This is a genomic window from Streptomyces sp. x-19 (assembly GCF_046549115.1).
GTDB classification, from domain to species: Bacteria; Actinomycetota; Actinomycetes; order Streptomycetales; family Streptomycetaceae; genus Streptomyces; species Streptomyces albulus_C.
Window position 1 is genome coordinate 66,585 of record NZ_JAJPWK010000010.1, and the last position, 15,958, is coordinate 82,542.

The 15,958-nt window shown below is 73.0% G+C and carries 14 protein-coding genes; 12 read left to right on the forward strand and 2 right to left on the reverse strand.

Annotation, left to right across the window (positions count from 1 at the left end):
* Positions 1-407: 407 nt before the first annotated feature.
* From ACLJT4_RS23180 to ACLJT4_RS23225, 10 genes are all read left to right on the forward strand, one after another.
* The gene (locus ACLJT4_RS23180) at positions 408-1,271 is read left to right on the forward strand and encodes an amino acid ABC transporter permease (protein ID WP_411124753.1); all 864 of its coding nucleotides are present in this window, start codon (positions 408-410) and stop codon (positions 1,269-1,271) included.
* Positions 1,268-3,172, forward strand: a complete 1,905-nt coding sequence (locus ACLJT4_RS23185; protein WP_411124755.1) for an FAD/NAD(P)-binding protein — start codon at positions 1,268-1,270, stop codon at positions 3,170-3,172. The genes ACLJT4_RS23180 and ACLJT4_RS23185 overlap by 4 nt, the downstream gene beginning before the upstream one ends.
* Complete coding sequence (locus ACLJT4_RS23190) at positions 3,156-4,088, forward strand: amino acid ABC transporter permease (protein WP_411124757.1); 933 nt, start codon at positions 3,156-3,158, stop codon at positions 4,086-4,088. The genes ACLJT4_RS23185 and ACLJT4_RS23190 overlap by 17 nt, the downstream gene beginning before the upstream one ends.
* Positions 4,085-4,846 (forward strand): amino acid ABC transporter ATP-binding protein, encoded by a 762-nt coding sequence (locus ACLJT4_RS23195; RefSeq protein WP_037634139.1) that lies wholly within the window; start codon positions 4,085-4,087, stop codon positions 4,844-4,846. The genes ACLJT4_RS23190 and ACLJT4_RS23195 overlap by 4 nt, the downstream gene beginning before the upstream one ends.
* A gap of 74 nt (positions 4,847-4,920) precedes the next feature.
* Positions 4,921-5,889: an ABC transporter substrate-binding protein gene (locus ACLJT4_RS23200; protein ID WP_411124760.1), complete on the forward strand. Its 969-nt coding sequence runs from the start codon at positions 4,921-4,923 to the stop codon at positions 5,887-5,889.
* 61 nt (positions 5,890-5,950) lie between these two features.
* Entirely contained in the window at positions 5,951-7,066 is a 1,116-nt protein-coding gene (locus ACLJT4_RS23205; RefSeq protein WP_411124762.1) for an LLM class flavin-dependent oxidoreductase, read from the forward strand.
* On the forward strand, positions 7,063-8,430 hold the full coding sequence (locus tag ACLJT4_RS23210; RefSeq protein WP_411124764.1) for an LLM class flavin-dependent oxidoreductase: 1,368 nt from the start codon (positions 7,063-7,065) through the stop codon (positions 8,428-8,430). The genes ACLJT4_RS23205 and ACLJT4_RS23210 overlap by 4 nt, the downstream gene beginning before the upstream one ends.
* A gap of 1 nt (position 8,431) precedes the next feature.
* On the forward strand, positions 8,432-9,238 hold the full coding sequence (locus tag ACLJT4_RS23215; RefSeq protein WP_411124766.1) for a DUF1684 domain-containing protein: 807 nt from the start codon (positions 8,432-8,434) through the stop codon (positions 9,236-9,238).
* A gap of 275 nt (positions 9,239-9,513) precedes the next feature.
* On the forward strand, positions 9,514-10,425 hold the full coding sequence (locus tag ACLJT4_RS23220; RefSeq protein WP_411124768.1) for a S1 family peptidase: 912 nt from the start codon (positions 9,514-9,516) through the stop codon (positions 10,423-10,425).
* Positions 10,426-10,588: 163 nt separating this feature from the next.
* On the forward strand, positions 10,589-11,533 hold the full coding sequence (locus ACLJT4_RS23225; protein ID WP_411124770.1) for a slipin family protein: 945 nt from the start codon (positions 10,589-10,591) through the stop codon (positions 11,531-11,533).
* Positions 11,534-11,791: 258 nt separating this feature from the next.
* On the opposite strand, the gene ACLJT4_RS23230 is transcribed toward ACLJT4_RS23225, so the two are convergent.
* On the reverse strand, positions 11,792-12,586 hold the full coding sequence (locus ACLJT4_RS23230; protein WP_411124772.1) for an SDR family oxidoreductase: 795 nt from the start codon (positions 12,584-12,586) through the stop codon (positions 11,792-11,794).
* 184 nt (positions 12,587-12,770) lie between these two features.
* On the opposite strand from ACLJT4_RS23230, the gene ACLJT4_RS23235 reads away from it, so the two are divergent.
* Together ACLJT4_RS23235 and ACLJT4_RS23240 are read left to right on the forward strand one after the other, a co-directional pair.
* Entirely contained in the window at positions 12,771-13,655 is an 885-nt protein-coding gene (locus ACLJT4_RS23235) for a helix-turn-helix transcriptional regulator (protein ID WP_411124774.1), read from the forward strand.
* 428 nt (positions 13,656-14,083) lie between these two features.
* A complete protein-coding gene (locus tag ACLJT4_RS23240) occupies positions 14,084-15,112 on the forward strand; it encodes a S1 family peptidase (protein WP_411125001.1) in 1,029 nt (342 codons plus the stop codon).
* Between the two features lie 125 nt (positions 15,113-15,237).
* Here ACLJT4_RS23240 and ACLJT4_RS23245 read toward each other — a convergent pair whose 3' ends face one another.
* Positions 15,238-15,678, reverse strand: coding sequence for an SSI family serine proteinase inhibitor (locus tag ACLJT4_RS23245; RefSeq protein ID WP_411124776.1), 441 nt, complete (start codon positions 15,676-15,678; stop codon positions 15,238-15,240).
* Between the last annotated feature and the right edge of the window lie 280 nt (positions 15,679-15,958).

Sequence of the window (15,958 nt, forward strand, 5' to 3'; positions counted from 1 at the left end):
GCGGTGGAGCGAGGGGAGGGTGCGCCGGACGGCGGCGCGGGTGTGAAGGCGCGCGGCGGGAAGGAAGGAGAACCGCGGAAACAGCCCGGCCTGGAACGGCGGGCCTCAAGGGCAGGGGGTCAGCTCAACAGGAGGACGACCACACGCGACCGAAGTCGATGTGGTCACGGGTGACCAGCCGCTGCCATGGATGCATGCGACCAAGTGGAACAGGCATCCGTTTCCGCGTCAACCGTCACGTGATCCATCGCTCACCACGTGGACGGCATCCCCGACGCCCTTGACAACGGGCCGTGTTGACCCCATAGCCTCAAGGGCCGGTCGTGCTGAGGGGCGCGACCCGTTCTCCGCCGTGTGAAGGCGCTCCACTCCCGTGTCTCGATCTGACGCGTCCACGGAGCCTTCGCATGCCTTCCGACACCCTCGACGCCCCTGCCGTGTCCGCGGCGCCACCCGCCGGGCCGGCGCCGGCCGGCCCGCGCATCGTGCCGCGCCGCCGCTTCGGCCAGTGGACGGCCGCCGCCGTCCTCCTCGCCCTGCTGGCGCTGGCCCTCACCTCCGTCGTCCGCAACCGCGCCTTCCAGTGGGACGTGGTCGCCGACTACTTCCTGACCTCCGCCGTGCTGCGCGGCCTGGGCCTGACGCTCTGGCTGACCGTCGTGGTGATGGTGCTCGGCTTCGCGCTGGGCACCCTGCTCGCGGTCCTCCGACTGTCCGGCAACCCCGTGCTGCGCGGCATCGGGTGGGGCTACGTCTGGCTGTTCCGCTCGATGCCGATCCTGGTGCAGCTGCTGTTCTGGTTCAACATCGGGGCGCTGTACCCGGTCGTCCTCGGCGTGAAGACCGTCAACCTGCTCTCGCCGGTCGCGGTCGCCGTCATCGGACTGACCCTGCACGAGGCCGCCTACGCCGCGGAAGTGGTCCGCGGCGGCATCCTGTCCGTGGACAAGGGGCAGTTGGAGGCCGCCCAGGCGCTGGGCCTGGGGGCCGGCCGGCGGCTGCGCCGGATCGTGCTGCCGCAGGCGATGCGGTCGATCGTGCCGCCGGCCGGCAACATGCTGATCGGCACCCTCAAGGGCACCTCCATCGTCAGCGTCATCGCCGTCCAGGACCTCCTGTACTCCGTCCAGTTGGTCTACCACCGCACCTATCAGGTGATCCCGCTGCTGCTGGTGGCCACCCTCTGGTACGTCCTGGTCACCTCGGTCCTCAGCGTCGGCCAGCACTACGTCGAGCGGCACTACGCCCGCGGTACGGCCGGTGCCCGGTGAGCCCGGCCGCGGGCACCCCGCGCCGCCCGTCGGTGGTGATCGTGGGCGCCGGCCCACGGGGCACCGGGGTGCTGGAGCGGATCGCCGCCAACGCCCCCGAGCTGTACGGCGACGCGCCCCTGGACCTGCACCTGATCGATCCGCACCCGCCCGGCGGCGGCCGGATCTGGCGGCGGGCGCAGTCCCCGCTGCTGTGGATGAACTCCACCGCAGAGGACGTCACCATGTTCACCGACGACAGCGTCGAACTGGCCGGCCCGGTGCGGCCCGGCCCCTCGCTGGCCGAGTGGGCCCGCGCGGTGCGGGACGGACGGCTCGCCGCGCCGCCCGACGTGGCCGACGACGTGGCGGCGCTGGGCCCGCGGGACTTCGCCGGGCGGCGGCTGCAGAGCGCCTACCTGCGGTGGGTCTACGAGGACGCGGTGGCCGCCCTGCCGCCCCGGGTGACCGTGCACGAGCACCGGGGGACCGCGGTGCGGATCTCCGGTGCGGCCGACGGGCGGCAGCAGGTGTGGCTGGCCGGTCGTGCCGCCCCGCTGCTCGCCGACGCGGTGGTGCTGACGCTGGGGCACCTGGAGTCCCAACCCGGCTCGGACGAGAACCGGTTGGCGGACTTCGCGGACCGGCACGGGCTGACGTACCTGCCGCCGGCGTTCACCGCCGACAGCGACCTGGACGCACTGCGGCCCGGCGAACCGGTCCTGGTGCGCGGCTTCGGGCTGGCCTTCGTCGACCTGATGGTGCTGCTGACCGAGGGCCGCGGCGGCACGTACACCACCGGCCGGGACGGGGAACCGACCTACCACCCCTCGGGGCGTGAGCCGGTGCTGCACGTCGGGTCCCGGCGCGGCGTCCCCTACCACTCCAAGATCGGCTATCCGCCGGTCGGCGACCGGCCCCCGCTGCCGCGGTTCCTCGGGCCCGCCGAGGTCGACGCGCTGCTCGCCCGGCCCGGGGGCGTCGACTTCCGGCGGGACGTCCGGCCCTTGATCGACAAGGAGTTGGGCTTCGCCCACTACCACCGGCTCTTCACCGCGCACGCCGACCGCACGCGGATGGCCTGGCCGGACTTCGAGGAGAAGTACGCCGCCGCCGAGCCCGGCAGCGCCGCCCTCCAGGCGCTGGTCTCCGCCGCCGTCCCCGACCCGGCCGACCGGATCGACCTGGACGCGCTGGACCACCCGTTGGACGGGATCCGCTACGCCGACGGCGCGGCCCTCCAGGCCGGACTGCGCGGTCACGTCGAGGCCGACCTGGCCCGCCGGCACGACCCCGCCCACAGCCCCGACCTGGCGGTCTTCCTCGCGCTGCTGTCGGTCTACGGCCAGTTGGTCCGGCTCGGCGACCACGGGCCCTGGTGGCACGGGTTCTTCAGCTTCCTGGCCTCCGGACCGCCCGGCCCCCGGCTGCGGCAGCTGCTGGCGCTCTCCCGGGCCGGCGTGGTGCGCTTCCTGGGCGCCGGACTGACCGTCACCGCCGACCGGGACCGCGGGGTGTTCCGCGCCGGGTCCGCCAGCGTGCCGGGGGAGTGGACCGAGGCCCGCGCCCTGGTCGAGGCGCGGCTGCCGGAGCCGACCGTGGCCCGCACCCGGGACCGGCTGCTGGCCGCCCTGCACGCCGAGGGCGCCCGGGCCACCGCCGGCGGCCTGCTGGCCGTCGACCCCGCCGACGGCCGGATCCTGGACCGGTCCGGGCGCCCGCACCCGCGGCGGTTCGCCCTGGGACCGCACACCGACGCCCGCGGCAGCGGTGCCTTCACCCGTCCCCGCACCAACGCGCCCGCCTTCCGGCAGAACGACGCGAGCGCGCGGGCCCTGCTCACCTTCCTCCGCGACCGCACCGCCCCACCGGTCCCGGTCCCCGCACCCCCTTCGAGGAGCGACGATGCCGCCGACCGGTGATTCCACCGTCACCCACCGACCCCCCGCCCGTCCCGCCGGGGACGACCCGCCCGTCCCGCAGCGGGCCGGGCCCCAGCCGCCGGACGATCCGGCGGCGCTGAGGGTCGTCCCGGTGCGCCATCCCTGGCGCTGGGTGGGGATCGCGGTGACCGCGGTGCTGCTCGCCCAGTTCGCGCACGGCCTGCTGACCAACCCGGCCTGGCAGTGGGGGGTGTTCGCGCGGTTCTTCACCAACACCACGATCCTCCAGGCGGTCTGGGTCACCCTCCAACTGACCGTCTACGGCACCGCCCTCGGCTTCGTGCTGGGCCTGGTGCTGGCCCTGATGCGGCTGTCCGCCAGCCCGTTCCTGCGCTGGGTGGCGTTCGGCTACGTCTGGGCGTTCCGGTCCATCCCGCTCATCGTCCAGCTGCTGTTCTGGTTCAACCTCGCCTACCTCTACAAGCGGCTGGACTTCGGAATCCCGTTCGGCCCCGGCTTCTTCCACTTCGACACCATGGGGCTGGTCGGGGCGATGGGCGCCGCGGTGCTCGGGCTGGCGCTGCATCAGGCCGCGTACGCCGCCGAGATCGTCCGGGCCGGGGTGCAGGCCGTGGACGCCGGCCAGTTGGAGGCCGCCGCCGCGCTCGGCCTGCCGCGGCTGCGCCGGCTGCGTCGGATCGTGCTGCCGCAGGCGATGCGCTCCATCCTGCCGAACGCCACCAACGAGGTGATCTCGCTCTTCAAGGGCACCTCCATCGTCTCGGTGATGGCCATCGGCGAACTCTTCTACCAGGTCCAGGTCATCTACGGACGGAACGGCCAGGTGGTGCCCCTGCTGATGGTCGCCACCGCCTGGTACATCCTCCTCACCACCGTGCTCTCCGTCCTCCAGCACTACGTCGAACGCCACTACGCCAAGGGGGCCGCGCGATGAGCGCCATGGTCGAAATCCGTTCCGTCCACAAGAGCTTCGGGTCCGCGCAGGTGCTGCGCGGCATCGACCTGGAGGTCGCGGCCGGCGAGGTGACGGTGGTGCTCGGGCCGTCCGGATCGGGCAAGTCGACGCTGCTGCGCACCATCAACCACCTGGAGAAGGTCGACAGCGGCTGGATCAGCGTCGACGGGGCGCTGGTGGGGTACCGGAGGTCCGGCGACCGGCTGTACGAGCTGCGGGAGCGGGAGATCCTCAAGCAGCGGACCGGCATCGGCTTCGTCTTCCAGAACTTCAACCTCTTCCCCCACCTGACGGTGCTGGAGAACCTCGTCGAGGCCCCGATCGCCGTGCAGCGCCGCCCGCGCAAGGAGGCCGAGGCCGCCGCCCGCCGCCTGCTGACCCGGGTCGGCCTGACGGAGAAGGCGGACGCCTACCCCAAGCAGCTCTCCGGCGGCCAGCAGCAGCGGGTGGCGATCGCCCGGGCGCTGGCCCTGGAGCCGACCCTGCTGCTCTTCGACGAGCCGACCTCGGCCCTCGACCCCGAACTCGTCGGCGAAGTCCTCGACGTCATCAAGGACTTGGCGCACCAGGGCACCACCATGATCGTCGTCACCCACGAGATCGGCTTCGCCCGCGAGGTCGCCGACACCGTCGTCTTCATGGACGGCGGGCGGATCGTCGAACAGGGCCCGCCGGCGCAGGTCCTCGACCACCCGCGCCACGAGCGCACCCGGGCCTTCCTCTCCAAGGTGCTGTGAACGTGCCCGCCGCCACCACCCGTACGACCCCCACGCCCCCCTTCCTGCCCGCAACGCCTCCAAGGAGACGCCCCGTGATCCGCCGCACCCTCGCCGCCGCCCTCGCCCTCGCCGCCGGCTCCGCCCTGCTGACCGGCTGCGGCGCCGGCGACGCGGCGAGCGCGGAGGTCGCCGCCGGCAACCACGGTCCGAAGCTCAACATCGGCCCCGAGCAGCACCGCGTCCGCGGGACCAAGGACCCCCGGAGCGCCGCGCTGGTGCCCGCCCGGGTCCGGGAGAGCGGCGCACTGCGGATCGGCGTGGGCGCCGAGAGCAGCCCGCCGCTCAGCTTCTACGCCACCGACGACAAGACCCTCATCGGCGTCGAGGAGGACGTGGCCACCCTGGTCGCCGACACCCTCGGCCTCGCCCCGCGCTTCGAGCCGCTGTCCTGGGAGAACCTCTTCGTCGGCCTGGACAGCGGCAAGCTCGACGCGGTCTTCAGCAACGTCACCGTCACCGAGGAGCGCAAGGACAAGTACGACTTCGCCACCTACCGGCTCGACCAACTGGCGATGGAGGCGAAGAAGGGCAGCGGCTGGAAGGTCCGCGGCGCGGCGGACGTGGCGGGCAGGACCGTCGCGGTCAGCTCCGGCACCAACCAGGAGAAGATCCTCGTCGACTGGAGCAAGGAGGACGAGGCGGCCGGCCGCAAACCGGTGGACATCAAGTACTTCCAGAAGGCGTCGGACGTCTACCTCGCACTCCAATCGGGCCGGATCGACGGCTACTTCGGCCCCAACCCGACCGCCGCCTACCACGTCGGCGTCGCCGGCCAGACCGAGATCGTCGGCACCTTCTCCGGCGGCGGCGCCCGCCTCAAGGGCGAGATCGCCGCCACCACCCGCAAGGGCAGCGGCCTGGTCAAGGCGTACGCCGCGGCCCTGCAGAAGGTCATCGACGACGGCCGCTACGCCAAGGTGCTGGCCCGCTGGGGGCTGTCCGGGGAGGCGGTGCGGACCTCGCGGATCAACCCGCCCGGCCTGCCCAGGACCAGCGACTGACACCCGGCACCCGGCCCCGTACCCCACCGGCCCCAGAGGCCCCACAGGAAGGCCCCTCCCCATGCCCGTACCGCACCCCCCGCTGCGGCTGGCCGTCGCCCTGGACGCCCCGCAGGCCCCGCCCCGCTACGACGCCGCCCACCACATCGCCCTCGCCCGACTCGCCGAGCGCGGCACCCTGGACTTCGTCACCCTCGACGACCGCTTCGACGGCGCCGGCCCGGACGCGCTGGCGGTGCTCGCCCGGATCGCACCCGCCACCGAACGGATCGGACTGGTCCCCACGGTGACCACCACCCACACCGAGCCGTTCCACGTCTCCACCGCCGTGGCCACCCTGGACTGGGTCAGCCGCGGCCGGGCCGGCTGGACGGTGGAGGCGTCCACCACCGAGACCGAGGCCGCGCTCGTCGGACGCCCCCACGCCCTCGCCTCCGCCCCCACCGGGAGGGAGCCCCGTCCGACCGCCCCGGCGGCCGAGGTCTGGTCGGAGGCCGGCGAGGTCGCCGACGTCGCCGGGCTGCTCTGGGACAGCTGGGAGGACGACGCGGAGATCCGCGACCGGGCCACCGGCCGCTTCGTCGACCGCGCCAAGCTGCACCACGTCGACTTCACCGGACGCACCTTCGCGGTCCGCGGGCCGTCCATCGTGCCCCGTCCGCCGCAGGGCCGCCCGGTGACCGTCGTCGACGCGACCGGGGAGACCGGCGGGCCGGACGGTGCGGACGGCGCGCCGGTCGGGGCGGGCCCGGAACCCGGCGGGGCGCGCTGGGAGGTGGCCGCCGCCCGGGCCGACGTCGCCCTGGTCCGGGCCGAGGACCCGCAGACCGCCGGCACCGCCCGCACCGCGCTGCACGCCCGCGCCCGGGCGCTCGGCCGCGACCCCGACCGGCTGCTGGTCCTGGCCTCGCTCCCGGTCGAGCTGCACTCCCCGGCCGACGCCGCCGGGCTCGCCGATCTGCTCGGCGACTGGTTCGCCCAGGGCGCCGCGGACGGCTTCCACCTGCGCCCCGCCGACCCCGGCCGGGACCTGACCCGGTTCGTCGAGGGAACCGTCCCGCTCCTGCGGGAGCGCGGCCTGTTCCGCCGCTCCTACGAGGGCACGACCCTGCGCGAGCACCTCGGCCTGCCGCGCCCTGCCAGCACGTACGCCCTCGCCCGGGAGGCCGCCCGATGAGCCGGGAACCCCGTCCCCGCAAGCAGATCCACCTCGCCGCGCACTTCCCCGGCGTCAACAACACCACCGTCTGGGCCGTCCCGCCCGCCAGCCCGACCACCACCCCTGGCCGAGACGCTGCGCGTCACCCCGCTCTCGGCAGCCAGATCGACTTCTCGTCCTTCGAGCACCTGGCGCGGACCGCGGAGCGCGGCCTGTTCGACTTCTTCTTCCTGGCGGAGGGGTTGCGGCTGCGCGAGCACAAGGGCCGGATCCACGACCTCGACGTGCTCGGCCGGCCCGAGTCGCTCACCGTGCTGAACGCCCTGGCGGCGGTCACCGAGCGGCTGGGCCTGGCCGGCACGGTCAGCGCCACCTTCAACGAGCCCTACGAACTCGCCCGGCGCTTCGCCTCCCTGGACCACCTCAGCGGCGGCCGGGCCGCCTGGAACGTCGTCACCACCTCCGACGCCTTCACCGGGGAGAACTTCCGGCGCGGCGGCTTCCTCGACCGCGCCGACCGCTACACCCGCGCCGCGGAGTTCCTCGCCACCGCACGGGAGTTGTGGGACTCCCGGCCGGTCGGCGAGCCGCCGCGGCGGGTGGACCACCAGGGCCGGCACTTCACCGTCCGCGGCGAGTTCGGCGTGGCGCGCAGCCCCCAGGGCCACCCCGTCGTCATCCAGGCCGGGGACTCCCCCGAGGGCCGGGAGTTCGCCGCCTCCGCCGCCGACGTGATCTTCACCCGGCACGGCGGGTTGGCGGCCGGCCGGGACTTCTACGCGGACGTCAAGCGCCGGCTCCCGGCGTACGGGCGGCGGCCCGCCGACCTCAAGATCATGCCGGGGGTGACCTTCGTCCTCGGCGACACCCTCGCCGAGGCCCAGGAGCAGGCCGCCGAGATCCGCCGGCAGCAGGTCTCCCCGCAGACCGCGCTGGTCACCCTGGAACAGGTCTGGGGGGTGGACCTGTCCTCCTACGACCCCGACGGGCCGCTGCCGGACATCGACCCGGACCCCGACGGCGAGCTGGCCCGCGGCCGGGTGCGGATCGCCGACCCGCAGGCGGTCGCCGACAAGTGGCGGGCGCTCTCCCGCGCCAAGGGGCTGTCCATCCGGGAGACGGTCATCGAGACCACCGGGCGGCAGTCGTTCATCGGCACCCCCGAGAGCGTCGCCCGTGAGATGGACGACTTCGTGCAGGGCGACGCCGCCGACGGCTTCATCGTCGTGCCGCACCTCACCCCCGGCGGCCTCGACTCCTTCGTGGCGCGGGTCGTCCCCCTGCTCCAGGAGCGTGGCGTGTACCGCACGGAATACACCGGGACCACCCTGCGCTCCCATTTGGGGCTGCCCGATCCGGCGCGCCCCGTACGGAAGGACTGACATGAGCAGCAGCACGACCGAGCCGGATGCCGTCCGCGCCTGGCAGGAGTGGCGCGAGGGTCGCCTGACCACGGTCGCCGCACCGTACGGTCCGCTCGCCCTCGTCGGCACCCACTGGCTCGCCGACCACCCCGACGGCCGCATCGCGGGGCTGCCGGGACACTGGACGGTCGCCGCCGACGGGGCCGCGGTCGTCCTCCGGGCCGCGCCCGAGGACGGGCTCACCGTGGACGGCGCACCGGCCGCCGGTACCGTCCGGCTCGACCGGGACGGCGGGCCGGCGGCGGCCCGGGTCGCCCATGGGGCGCGTCGCCTGGTGGTGCTGGAGCGCGAGGGCCTGTGGGCGGTCCGCGACTTCGATCCGGACTCGCCGTCCCGGCGCGCCTTCGCCGGCATCGACGTCCACCCGTACGACGCGCGCTGGGTGCGCCCGGGCCTGTTCCGCCCGTATGCCGAGCGGCGGACCGTCCGGGTGCCCAACGCCGACGGGCAGGAGCGGGGCTTCGTCCTGGGCGGGGAGCTGGCCTTCACCCTCGACGGCGACGAGCACGTCCTCCAGGTCGCGGTCGAGCCGGACGGTTCGCTGTGGGCGGTGTTGGCCGACGCCACCAGCGGAACCGACAGCTACCGCTTCCGCTTCTTGCGGACGCCCGAACCGGCCGCGGACGGCACCGTGCCGGTCGACCTCAACCGCACCCAGTTGCCGCCCTGCGCCTTCGCCGACCACTTCATCTGCCCCTTCCCGGCGCCCGGCAACACCCTGCCGTTCGCCCTGCGGGCGGGGGAGCGGAACGCACTCGTCCGCTGAGTCGGACATCCCCCGCGTGCGAGGCCAGCCGCCCCGGCAGTCGTCAACTCGACTGCCGGGGCGGCGCGTTGGGGGCGCGCGTCGGGGTGGTGCGCAGGGCGTGGGATCGCGCCGGCCCTCTTGCGCCACGGGGGCCGGGCACCGGACACTCCCGCTCAGCGAGCTTTTGTCAGGGGCACGCAAAAAGGCGGGGTTCCCCACACGTCCGCGTGCCCTTCGGCTGCTCGCCTCACCGGTCGCCCCTCGGCGGCCCCCGATCCCCCTCGGAGGAATCAGTGAGGAACGAGCGCACCACCCCCCGCAGCGGCGTGGCGAGACGCACCCGGCTGATCGCCGCGGCGTCCGGACTGGTGGCCGTCGGCGCCATCGCCCTCCCGACCGCCGCCGGCGCCCAGACCCCTGCCCCCGCCACGACGTTCAGCGCCGCCCAGCTCAGTGCCGCGGGCAACGCGGTCCGCACCGCGGACGTCGCGGGCACCGCCTGGCGGGTGGACCCGACGACCCACACCCTGGTCGTCACCGCCGACAGCACCGTCTCCCCGGCCCAGCTCACCAAGATCCAGCAGGCCGCGGGCAGCAACGCCGGGGCGGTCCGGATCGAGCGCACCGCGGGCAAGATCCGCAAGCTGATCGCCGGCGGCGACGCCATCTACGCGCCCAGCTGGCGTTGCTCGCTCGGCTTCAACGTGCGCAGCGGCAGCACCTACTACTTCCTGACGGCCGGCCACTGCACCGACGGCAAGCCGCCCTGGTACACCAACTCCGCCGGCACCACCAGCATCGGACCGACCACCGGCTCCAGCTTCCCCGGCAACGACTACGGCATCGTGAAGTACACCAACGCCTCGGTGGCGCACGAGGGCACGGTCGGCAGCCAGGACATCACCAGCGCCGGGAACCCCACGGTCGGCCAGGCGGTCACCCGCCGCGGCTCCACCACCGGCATCCACAGCGGCAAGGTCACCGGCCTGAACGCCACCGTGAACTACGGCAACGGCGAGATCGTCTCCGGCCTCATCCAGACCACCGTCTGCGCCGAGCCCGGTGACAGCGGCGGCCCCCTCTACGCGGGCACCAAGGCGCTGGGCCTGACCTCCGGCGGCAGCGGCGACTGCACCAGCGGCGGCACCACCTTCTTCCAGCCCGTCACCGAGGCGCTCAGCGCGTACGGCGTGAGCGTCTACTGACCGGCTGAGACGGCTCGCCCGCGCGCGAGAGGGCCCCCGCCGACCGGTCGGCGGGGGCCCGGCGGCGGGCCCGTCGCCGGGCCTCGACCGGCCTCGGGGCCGGGCCTACCATGGGAGACGAAGGCGACTCGGGCGATGCGACGGCACGTTTCAGGGGGCCGTGATGGTCGGAGAACTGGTGGCGGCCGGAGTGGCGCTGGCCTCCGCGGGGACGGTCTACGTGATGGCCGCGGCACGGGTGGTCAAGCAGTACGAGCGCGGCGTGGTGCTGCGGCTGGGTCGGCTGACCGCCCCGGTGCGCGCCCCGGGCTTCACCATGATCATCCCGGGCGTGGACCGGATGCGTAAGGTCAACATGCAGATCGTCACGATGCCGGTGCCCGCCCAGGAGGGCATCACCCGGGACAACGTCACGGTCCGGGTGGACGCGGTGGTCTACTTCAAGGTCGTCGACGCCGCCGACGCCATCATCGAGGTGGAGGACTACCGCTTCGCGGTCTCCCAGATGGCGCAGACCTCGCTGCGGTCGATCATCGGCAAGAGCGAGCTGGACGATCTGCTGTCGAACCGCGAGAAGCTCAACCAGGGCCTGGAGCTGATGATGGACAGCCCGGCGATCGGCTGGGGCGTGAGCGTCGACCGGGTCGAGATCAAGGACGTCTCGCTCCCGGAGACGATGAAGCGCTCGATGGCCCGCCAGGCGGAGGCCACCCGGGACCGGCGGGCCCGGGTGATCAACGCGGACGCCGAGCTCCAGGCGTCCCGGAAGCTCGCCGAGGCCGCCGCGGCCATGTCCGACCAGCCCGCGGCGCTGCAACTGCGACTGCTGCAGACCGTGGTGGCGGTCGCCGCCGAGAAGAACTCCACCCTCGTCCTGCCCTTCCCCGTGGAGCTGCTGCGCTTCCTGGAGCGCTCCGGCCTCCAGGCCGAGGCGCAGACCGCGCAGGTGGCGGCGGAGGGCCAACGGGCCCGTGCGCAGCGGCCGGCCGGTGCCGCCGCCCCGCCCCCGGCGTCGAAGCCCCCGGCCCGGGGCCCGGTGGGCGGCGGTCGCGTCGAGGACGTCCTGCCGGCGCTGGAGGACCTCCCGGAGAGCGAACGCCTCGGCTAGTGCGCCGACCGCGATGGTTCGCCGGGTTGGAGGGGTGCGCAATCGGCGCGGTGAGGCTGCCGAGCCCGGTGTCGCACAGGCTGCCTGCCACCAGAAGGCCGAAGATCACGCGCAGACGGCTGGAGGTCCTCTGGCGCGCGTCCGGTCAACCGGACGGGTGGACCGGCGCCGTCACCAGCGCCGACCACGTCCACCTGCATCACCGAATCAGCGCGTCGTTGAACCGGGCGAACCTTCGCAGTCGGAGCCCTGGGCGGCCTACGCGGTTGTGGCGATGCCGCCGTCGACGGGGATCACGGCGCCCGTCAGGTAGGCGCCTGCCCGGCTGGCGAGGAACACGGCGACACCCGCCATGTCGTCGTCGCGGCCGATCCGGCGTAGTGGGGCCGACGCCGCGATCGCCTCGCCGAACTCATCGAGGGTGGCGGCCATCATCGTCGACGGGAACGGTCCCGGCGCCACGGCGTTCACGGTGACGTGCTGCGGTCCCAGTTCCTTGGCGAGCACTCTGGTGAGTTGGTGCAGTGCGGCCTTGCTGCTGGAGTACGAGTAGTTGGGCCGCTGGGGGATGTGGATGGCGGCGATGCTGCCGATGTTGATGATCCGCGCGGGATCGTCGGCGGTGCCCGCCCTGCGCAGTGCGGGCAGCAGCGCCTGGACCAGCCAGAACGGCGACTTCAGGTTGAGGTCGACGACCGTGTCCCAGGCCGCGTCCGGGAACGTCGCCAGCGGCTCGTCCCACATGGCGCCCGCGTTGTTGACGAGGATGTCGAGAGGCTCCGAGTCGGCGGCGACGAGGTCGGACAGCCGCCGACACTCGTCGTGGCGGGACAGGTCGGCGGGGATGGCCCGCACCGCACCGAACGTGGACAGCCGTTCCTGTGCCTGAGCGCACGCTTCCGCGTTGCGTGAGCTGATGACCACGCGGGCGCCCGCCTGGAGAAGGCCACGCGCGATCATCATCCCGATGCCTCTGGTGCCACCGGTGACGAGCGCGCGCCTTCCGCTCAGATCGAAAAGTTCTGCATGCGTGGTGAATTGGTTGTCTGCCACGTGACGCCTTTCTGGTTGGTCGTGCGGGATGGTGCGTCGGGGTGTTCGGCAGGTCGATGTGGGGGTGCTCCGCCCTGCTGTGTCCCTGCCATGGAACCCGTATGCGTGCGCGGGTGGGAGCTACTGCTCTTCCGGGTAACGGCAGTACCTCCCAGCACACCGCCGCACGACCTACGGTGGTGAGGTGAACGACTGCGAGAGGCGCGAGCAGGCCGACGAGGTGCGGGAGTTCCTCAGCACCCGTCGCGCCCGGATTACGCCCCAGCGGGCGGGGCTGCCCGTCTTCGGTGGCAATCGACGTGTGACGGGGTTGCGCCGGGAGGAGGTGGCACTGCTGGCCGGGATGAGCGTTGACTACTACATCCGCCTGGAGCGCGGGAACTTGAAGGGCGCCTCGGACTCGGTGCTGGACTCCTTGTCCCGCGCACTTCAGCTCGACGATGCCGAGCGGGCCTACCTCTACGACCTGGCCCGCGCGGCCACCGCGTCCGAGCGTCGGCCACCTACTGCGGTGGGGCGGATCCGACCGGTGGTTCTGCGGGTGCTCGACGCGATGACCGACCTGCCGGCCTACATCCGCAACGGGCGGTTCGACATCCTCGCCGCCAACGCTCTCGGCCAGGCTCTGTACGCCCCGGTCTACGATTCCCCGTTGTTCGCGCAGCGTGGTCCGGTCAACACCGCGCGGTTCGTGTTCCTCGATCCTGGTTCTGCCGATTTCTGGCCCGAGTGGGAGAGGGCCGCCAACGACTCGGTCGCCTACCTGCGCACCGAGACCGGCCGCTCGCCGCAAGACAGGGGGCTGATGGACCTGATCGGCGAGCTCTCCACAAAGAGCGACGAGTTCGCCCAGCGTTGGGCCAGGCACGACGTGAAGTTCCAACGCTCCGGCGTGAAGCGACTCCACCACCCGCTCGTCGGGGACCTGGCCCTGCCCTACGAAGCCCTCGATCTGCCCGCTGCCCCCGGGCTCCGTATCACCATCTACGCACCCGAGCCCGACGCACCCGAACGCCAGGCACTCGATCTTCTGGCCAGCTGGACCGGCTCGACCGCAGTCGAGCGCTGACCATCGTCACCCCGCGTCCGCCGTCCGTGCGCCCGGCCGTCGGGCCCGTGACCGGACCGGAATTCCGCAGACGTTTTCCGGACAGCCGCGGCCCTCACACTTCGGGTGCCGCCGCCCGTGCCGCGCACCGTCTGATGTCCGCACTCAGGACTTCGGCGCGCGAATATCGGTGTGAACGCCGTGTGCTGAAAACGTGAACTCCCGTACCTGAGACCGGAACCCGGTCTTGTGCACGAGTGGGGCGGGTGGGAATACTCGGCTCCGTTGGCATGGACGCGACTCCCCGCGGCGGCTGCCACGGGGTCGACCCGTCCGTGCTCGGTACCTCACACCTCGCTCTCGGGCCCGCAGGACTCCCCACGGTCTGGGCCCATCCCCCCACGGGAGGCTCTGAGTTGACGCACCGACGCATACCCCACCACCGCGCGATGCTGGCCAGTGCGGGCGCGCTCGCGCTCGCCGCCACCGCGACCCTGACCCTCGCCAACGCCCACGCGGCCCCCGCGCCCTCGGCGGCCAAGCTCTCGCCGGCCGCCGCGACCACCCTGGCGTCCCAGTTCACGTCCGGTACGGCCGGCGCGTTCTACGACGCCAAGGCCCAGAAGCTGGTCGTCAACGTCGTTGACGAGGCGTCCGCGGCGACCGTCCGGGCCAAGGGCGCGGAGGCCAGAGTCGTCAAGCACTCGATGGCGCAGCTCGACGCCGCGCGGCAGACGCTGAAGGCCAAGGCGACCATCCCCGGCACCGCCTGGGCGATGGACCCCCGCACCAACAAGGTCGTGGTGACCGCCGACCGCACGGTCACCGGCGCCAAGCTGGACCGGCTCACCACGGTCGCCAAGGGCCTCGGCGACACCGTCGAAGTCCGCCACAGCAAGGGCGAGTTCAAGCCCCTGATCGCCGGCGGCGACGCGATCTGGGGCAGCAGCGCCCGCTGCTCGCTCGGCTTCAACGTGGTCAAGGACGGCCAGCCGTACTTCCTGACCGCCGGCCACTGCGGCAACGCGGTCAAGGAGTGGTCCGACCAGCAGGGCGGCCAGACGATCGCGACCACCGAGGAATCCACGTTCCCGGGCAACGACTACTCGATCGCCAAGTACACCGGCAACACCGAGCACCCCAGTGAGGTGGACCTCTACGGGGGCACCCAGAAGATCACCAAGGCGGCGGACGCCACCGTCGGCGAGAAGGTGCAGCGCAGCGGCAGCACCACCCAGGTGCACGACGGCACCGTCAAGGCGCTGAACGCCAGCGTCAACTACCAGGAGGGCACGGTCAACGGGCTGATCCAGACCGACGTCTGCGCCGAGCCCGGCGACAGCGGCGGCGCCCTCTTCGACGGCGAGAGCGCCCTGGGCCTCACCTCCGGCGGCAGCGGCGACTGCTCCAGCGGAGGCGAGACCTTCTTCCAGCCGGTTCCGGCCGCCCTCCAGGCGTACGGCGCACAGATCGGCTGACCCGGCTGCTCGGCCCCGGCCGATGGCAGGCACCGGCCCCCGGACGCGCTCCTCGTCCGGGGGCCGGCGCCGTTGTCGCCCGTCGCCGCGTTCCTGACGTCACATCAGGACGTGGCCGGGGCGGGTCAGAACTCGAAGACCGAGCTCTTTCCGGCCGTCATCTCGCAGGAGTTGGCGAAGGTGTGGGTGTACGAGACCCGGCGCCCCTGCCAGACGCCGTCCGCGGTGACCACGATGGGGGCCCAGATCTTGTTGCATATCCGCTGGCCCTGGGCCTCGGTCACCTTGGTGAAGTCACCGGCGACGGTGCGCAGTTGGGCGCAGGCGGCCTGCGCGTACGGGTGGCTGCCGGCGGCCTTCGGCATACAGCTCAGCGTCGCCGCGCGCAGCGCCGTGGCGCTCGCGCGACTGTCGCCCTGGCCGATGGTCAGGACCATTTCGGTGGGTGCGTACAGGCCACCGGTCCGGGCGGGCTGGGCCGGTGCGGCGGCGGCCTGCGCGGTGGTGGACAGCGCGCCCAGAACCAGCGCCGCGCCGATTGCGACCGCCCCAGTGATGTACCGCATGACGAACACTCCTTTGTGTCGTGGGTGCAGATGCCGGACGGGAGTCTGGCCCAACCGCATCTCAAACGCACGCGGCCCGATCACTTTCAGTCGATAGATGAAAGCTGAGGGTAATGGCGCGAATGCGCCCGGCGGCGGGGGAGTGGAGTGCCCGGGGGCGGTGTGCGGCCAGCGCCGATGAGGCTCCGCCGGTGGCGGCGGGAACGCCCCCGTGCGGAGCGAATCCGGCCGCCGACCGGTCGTTCGGGCGGTCTTCGATCTCCGGCGATTGGCCGAAGGG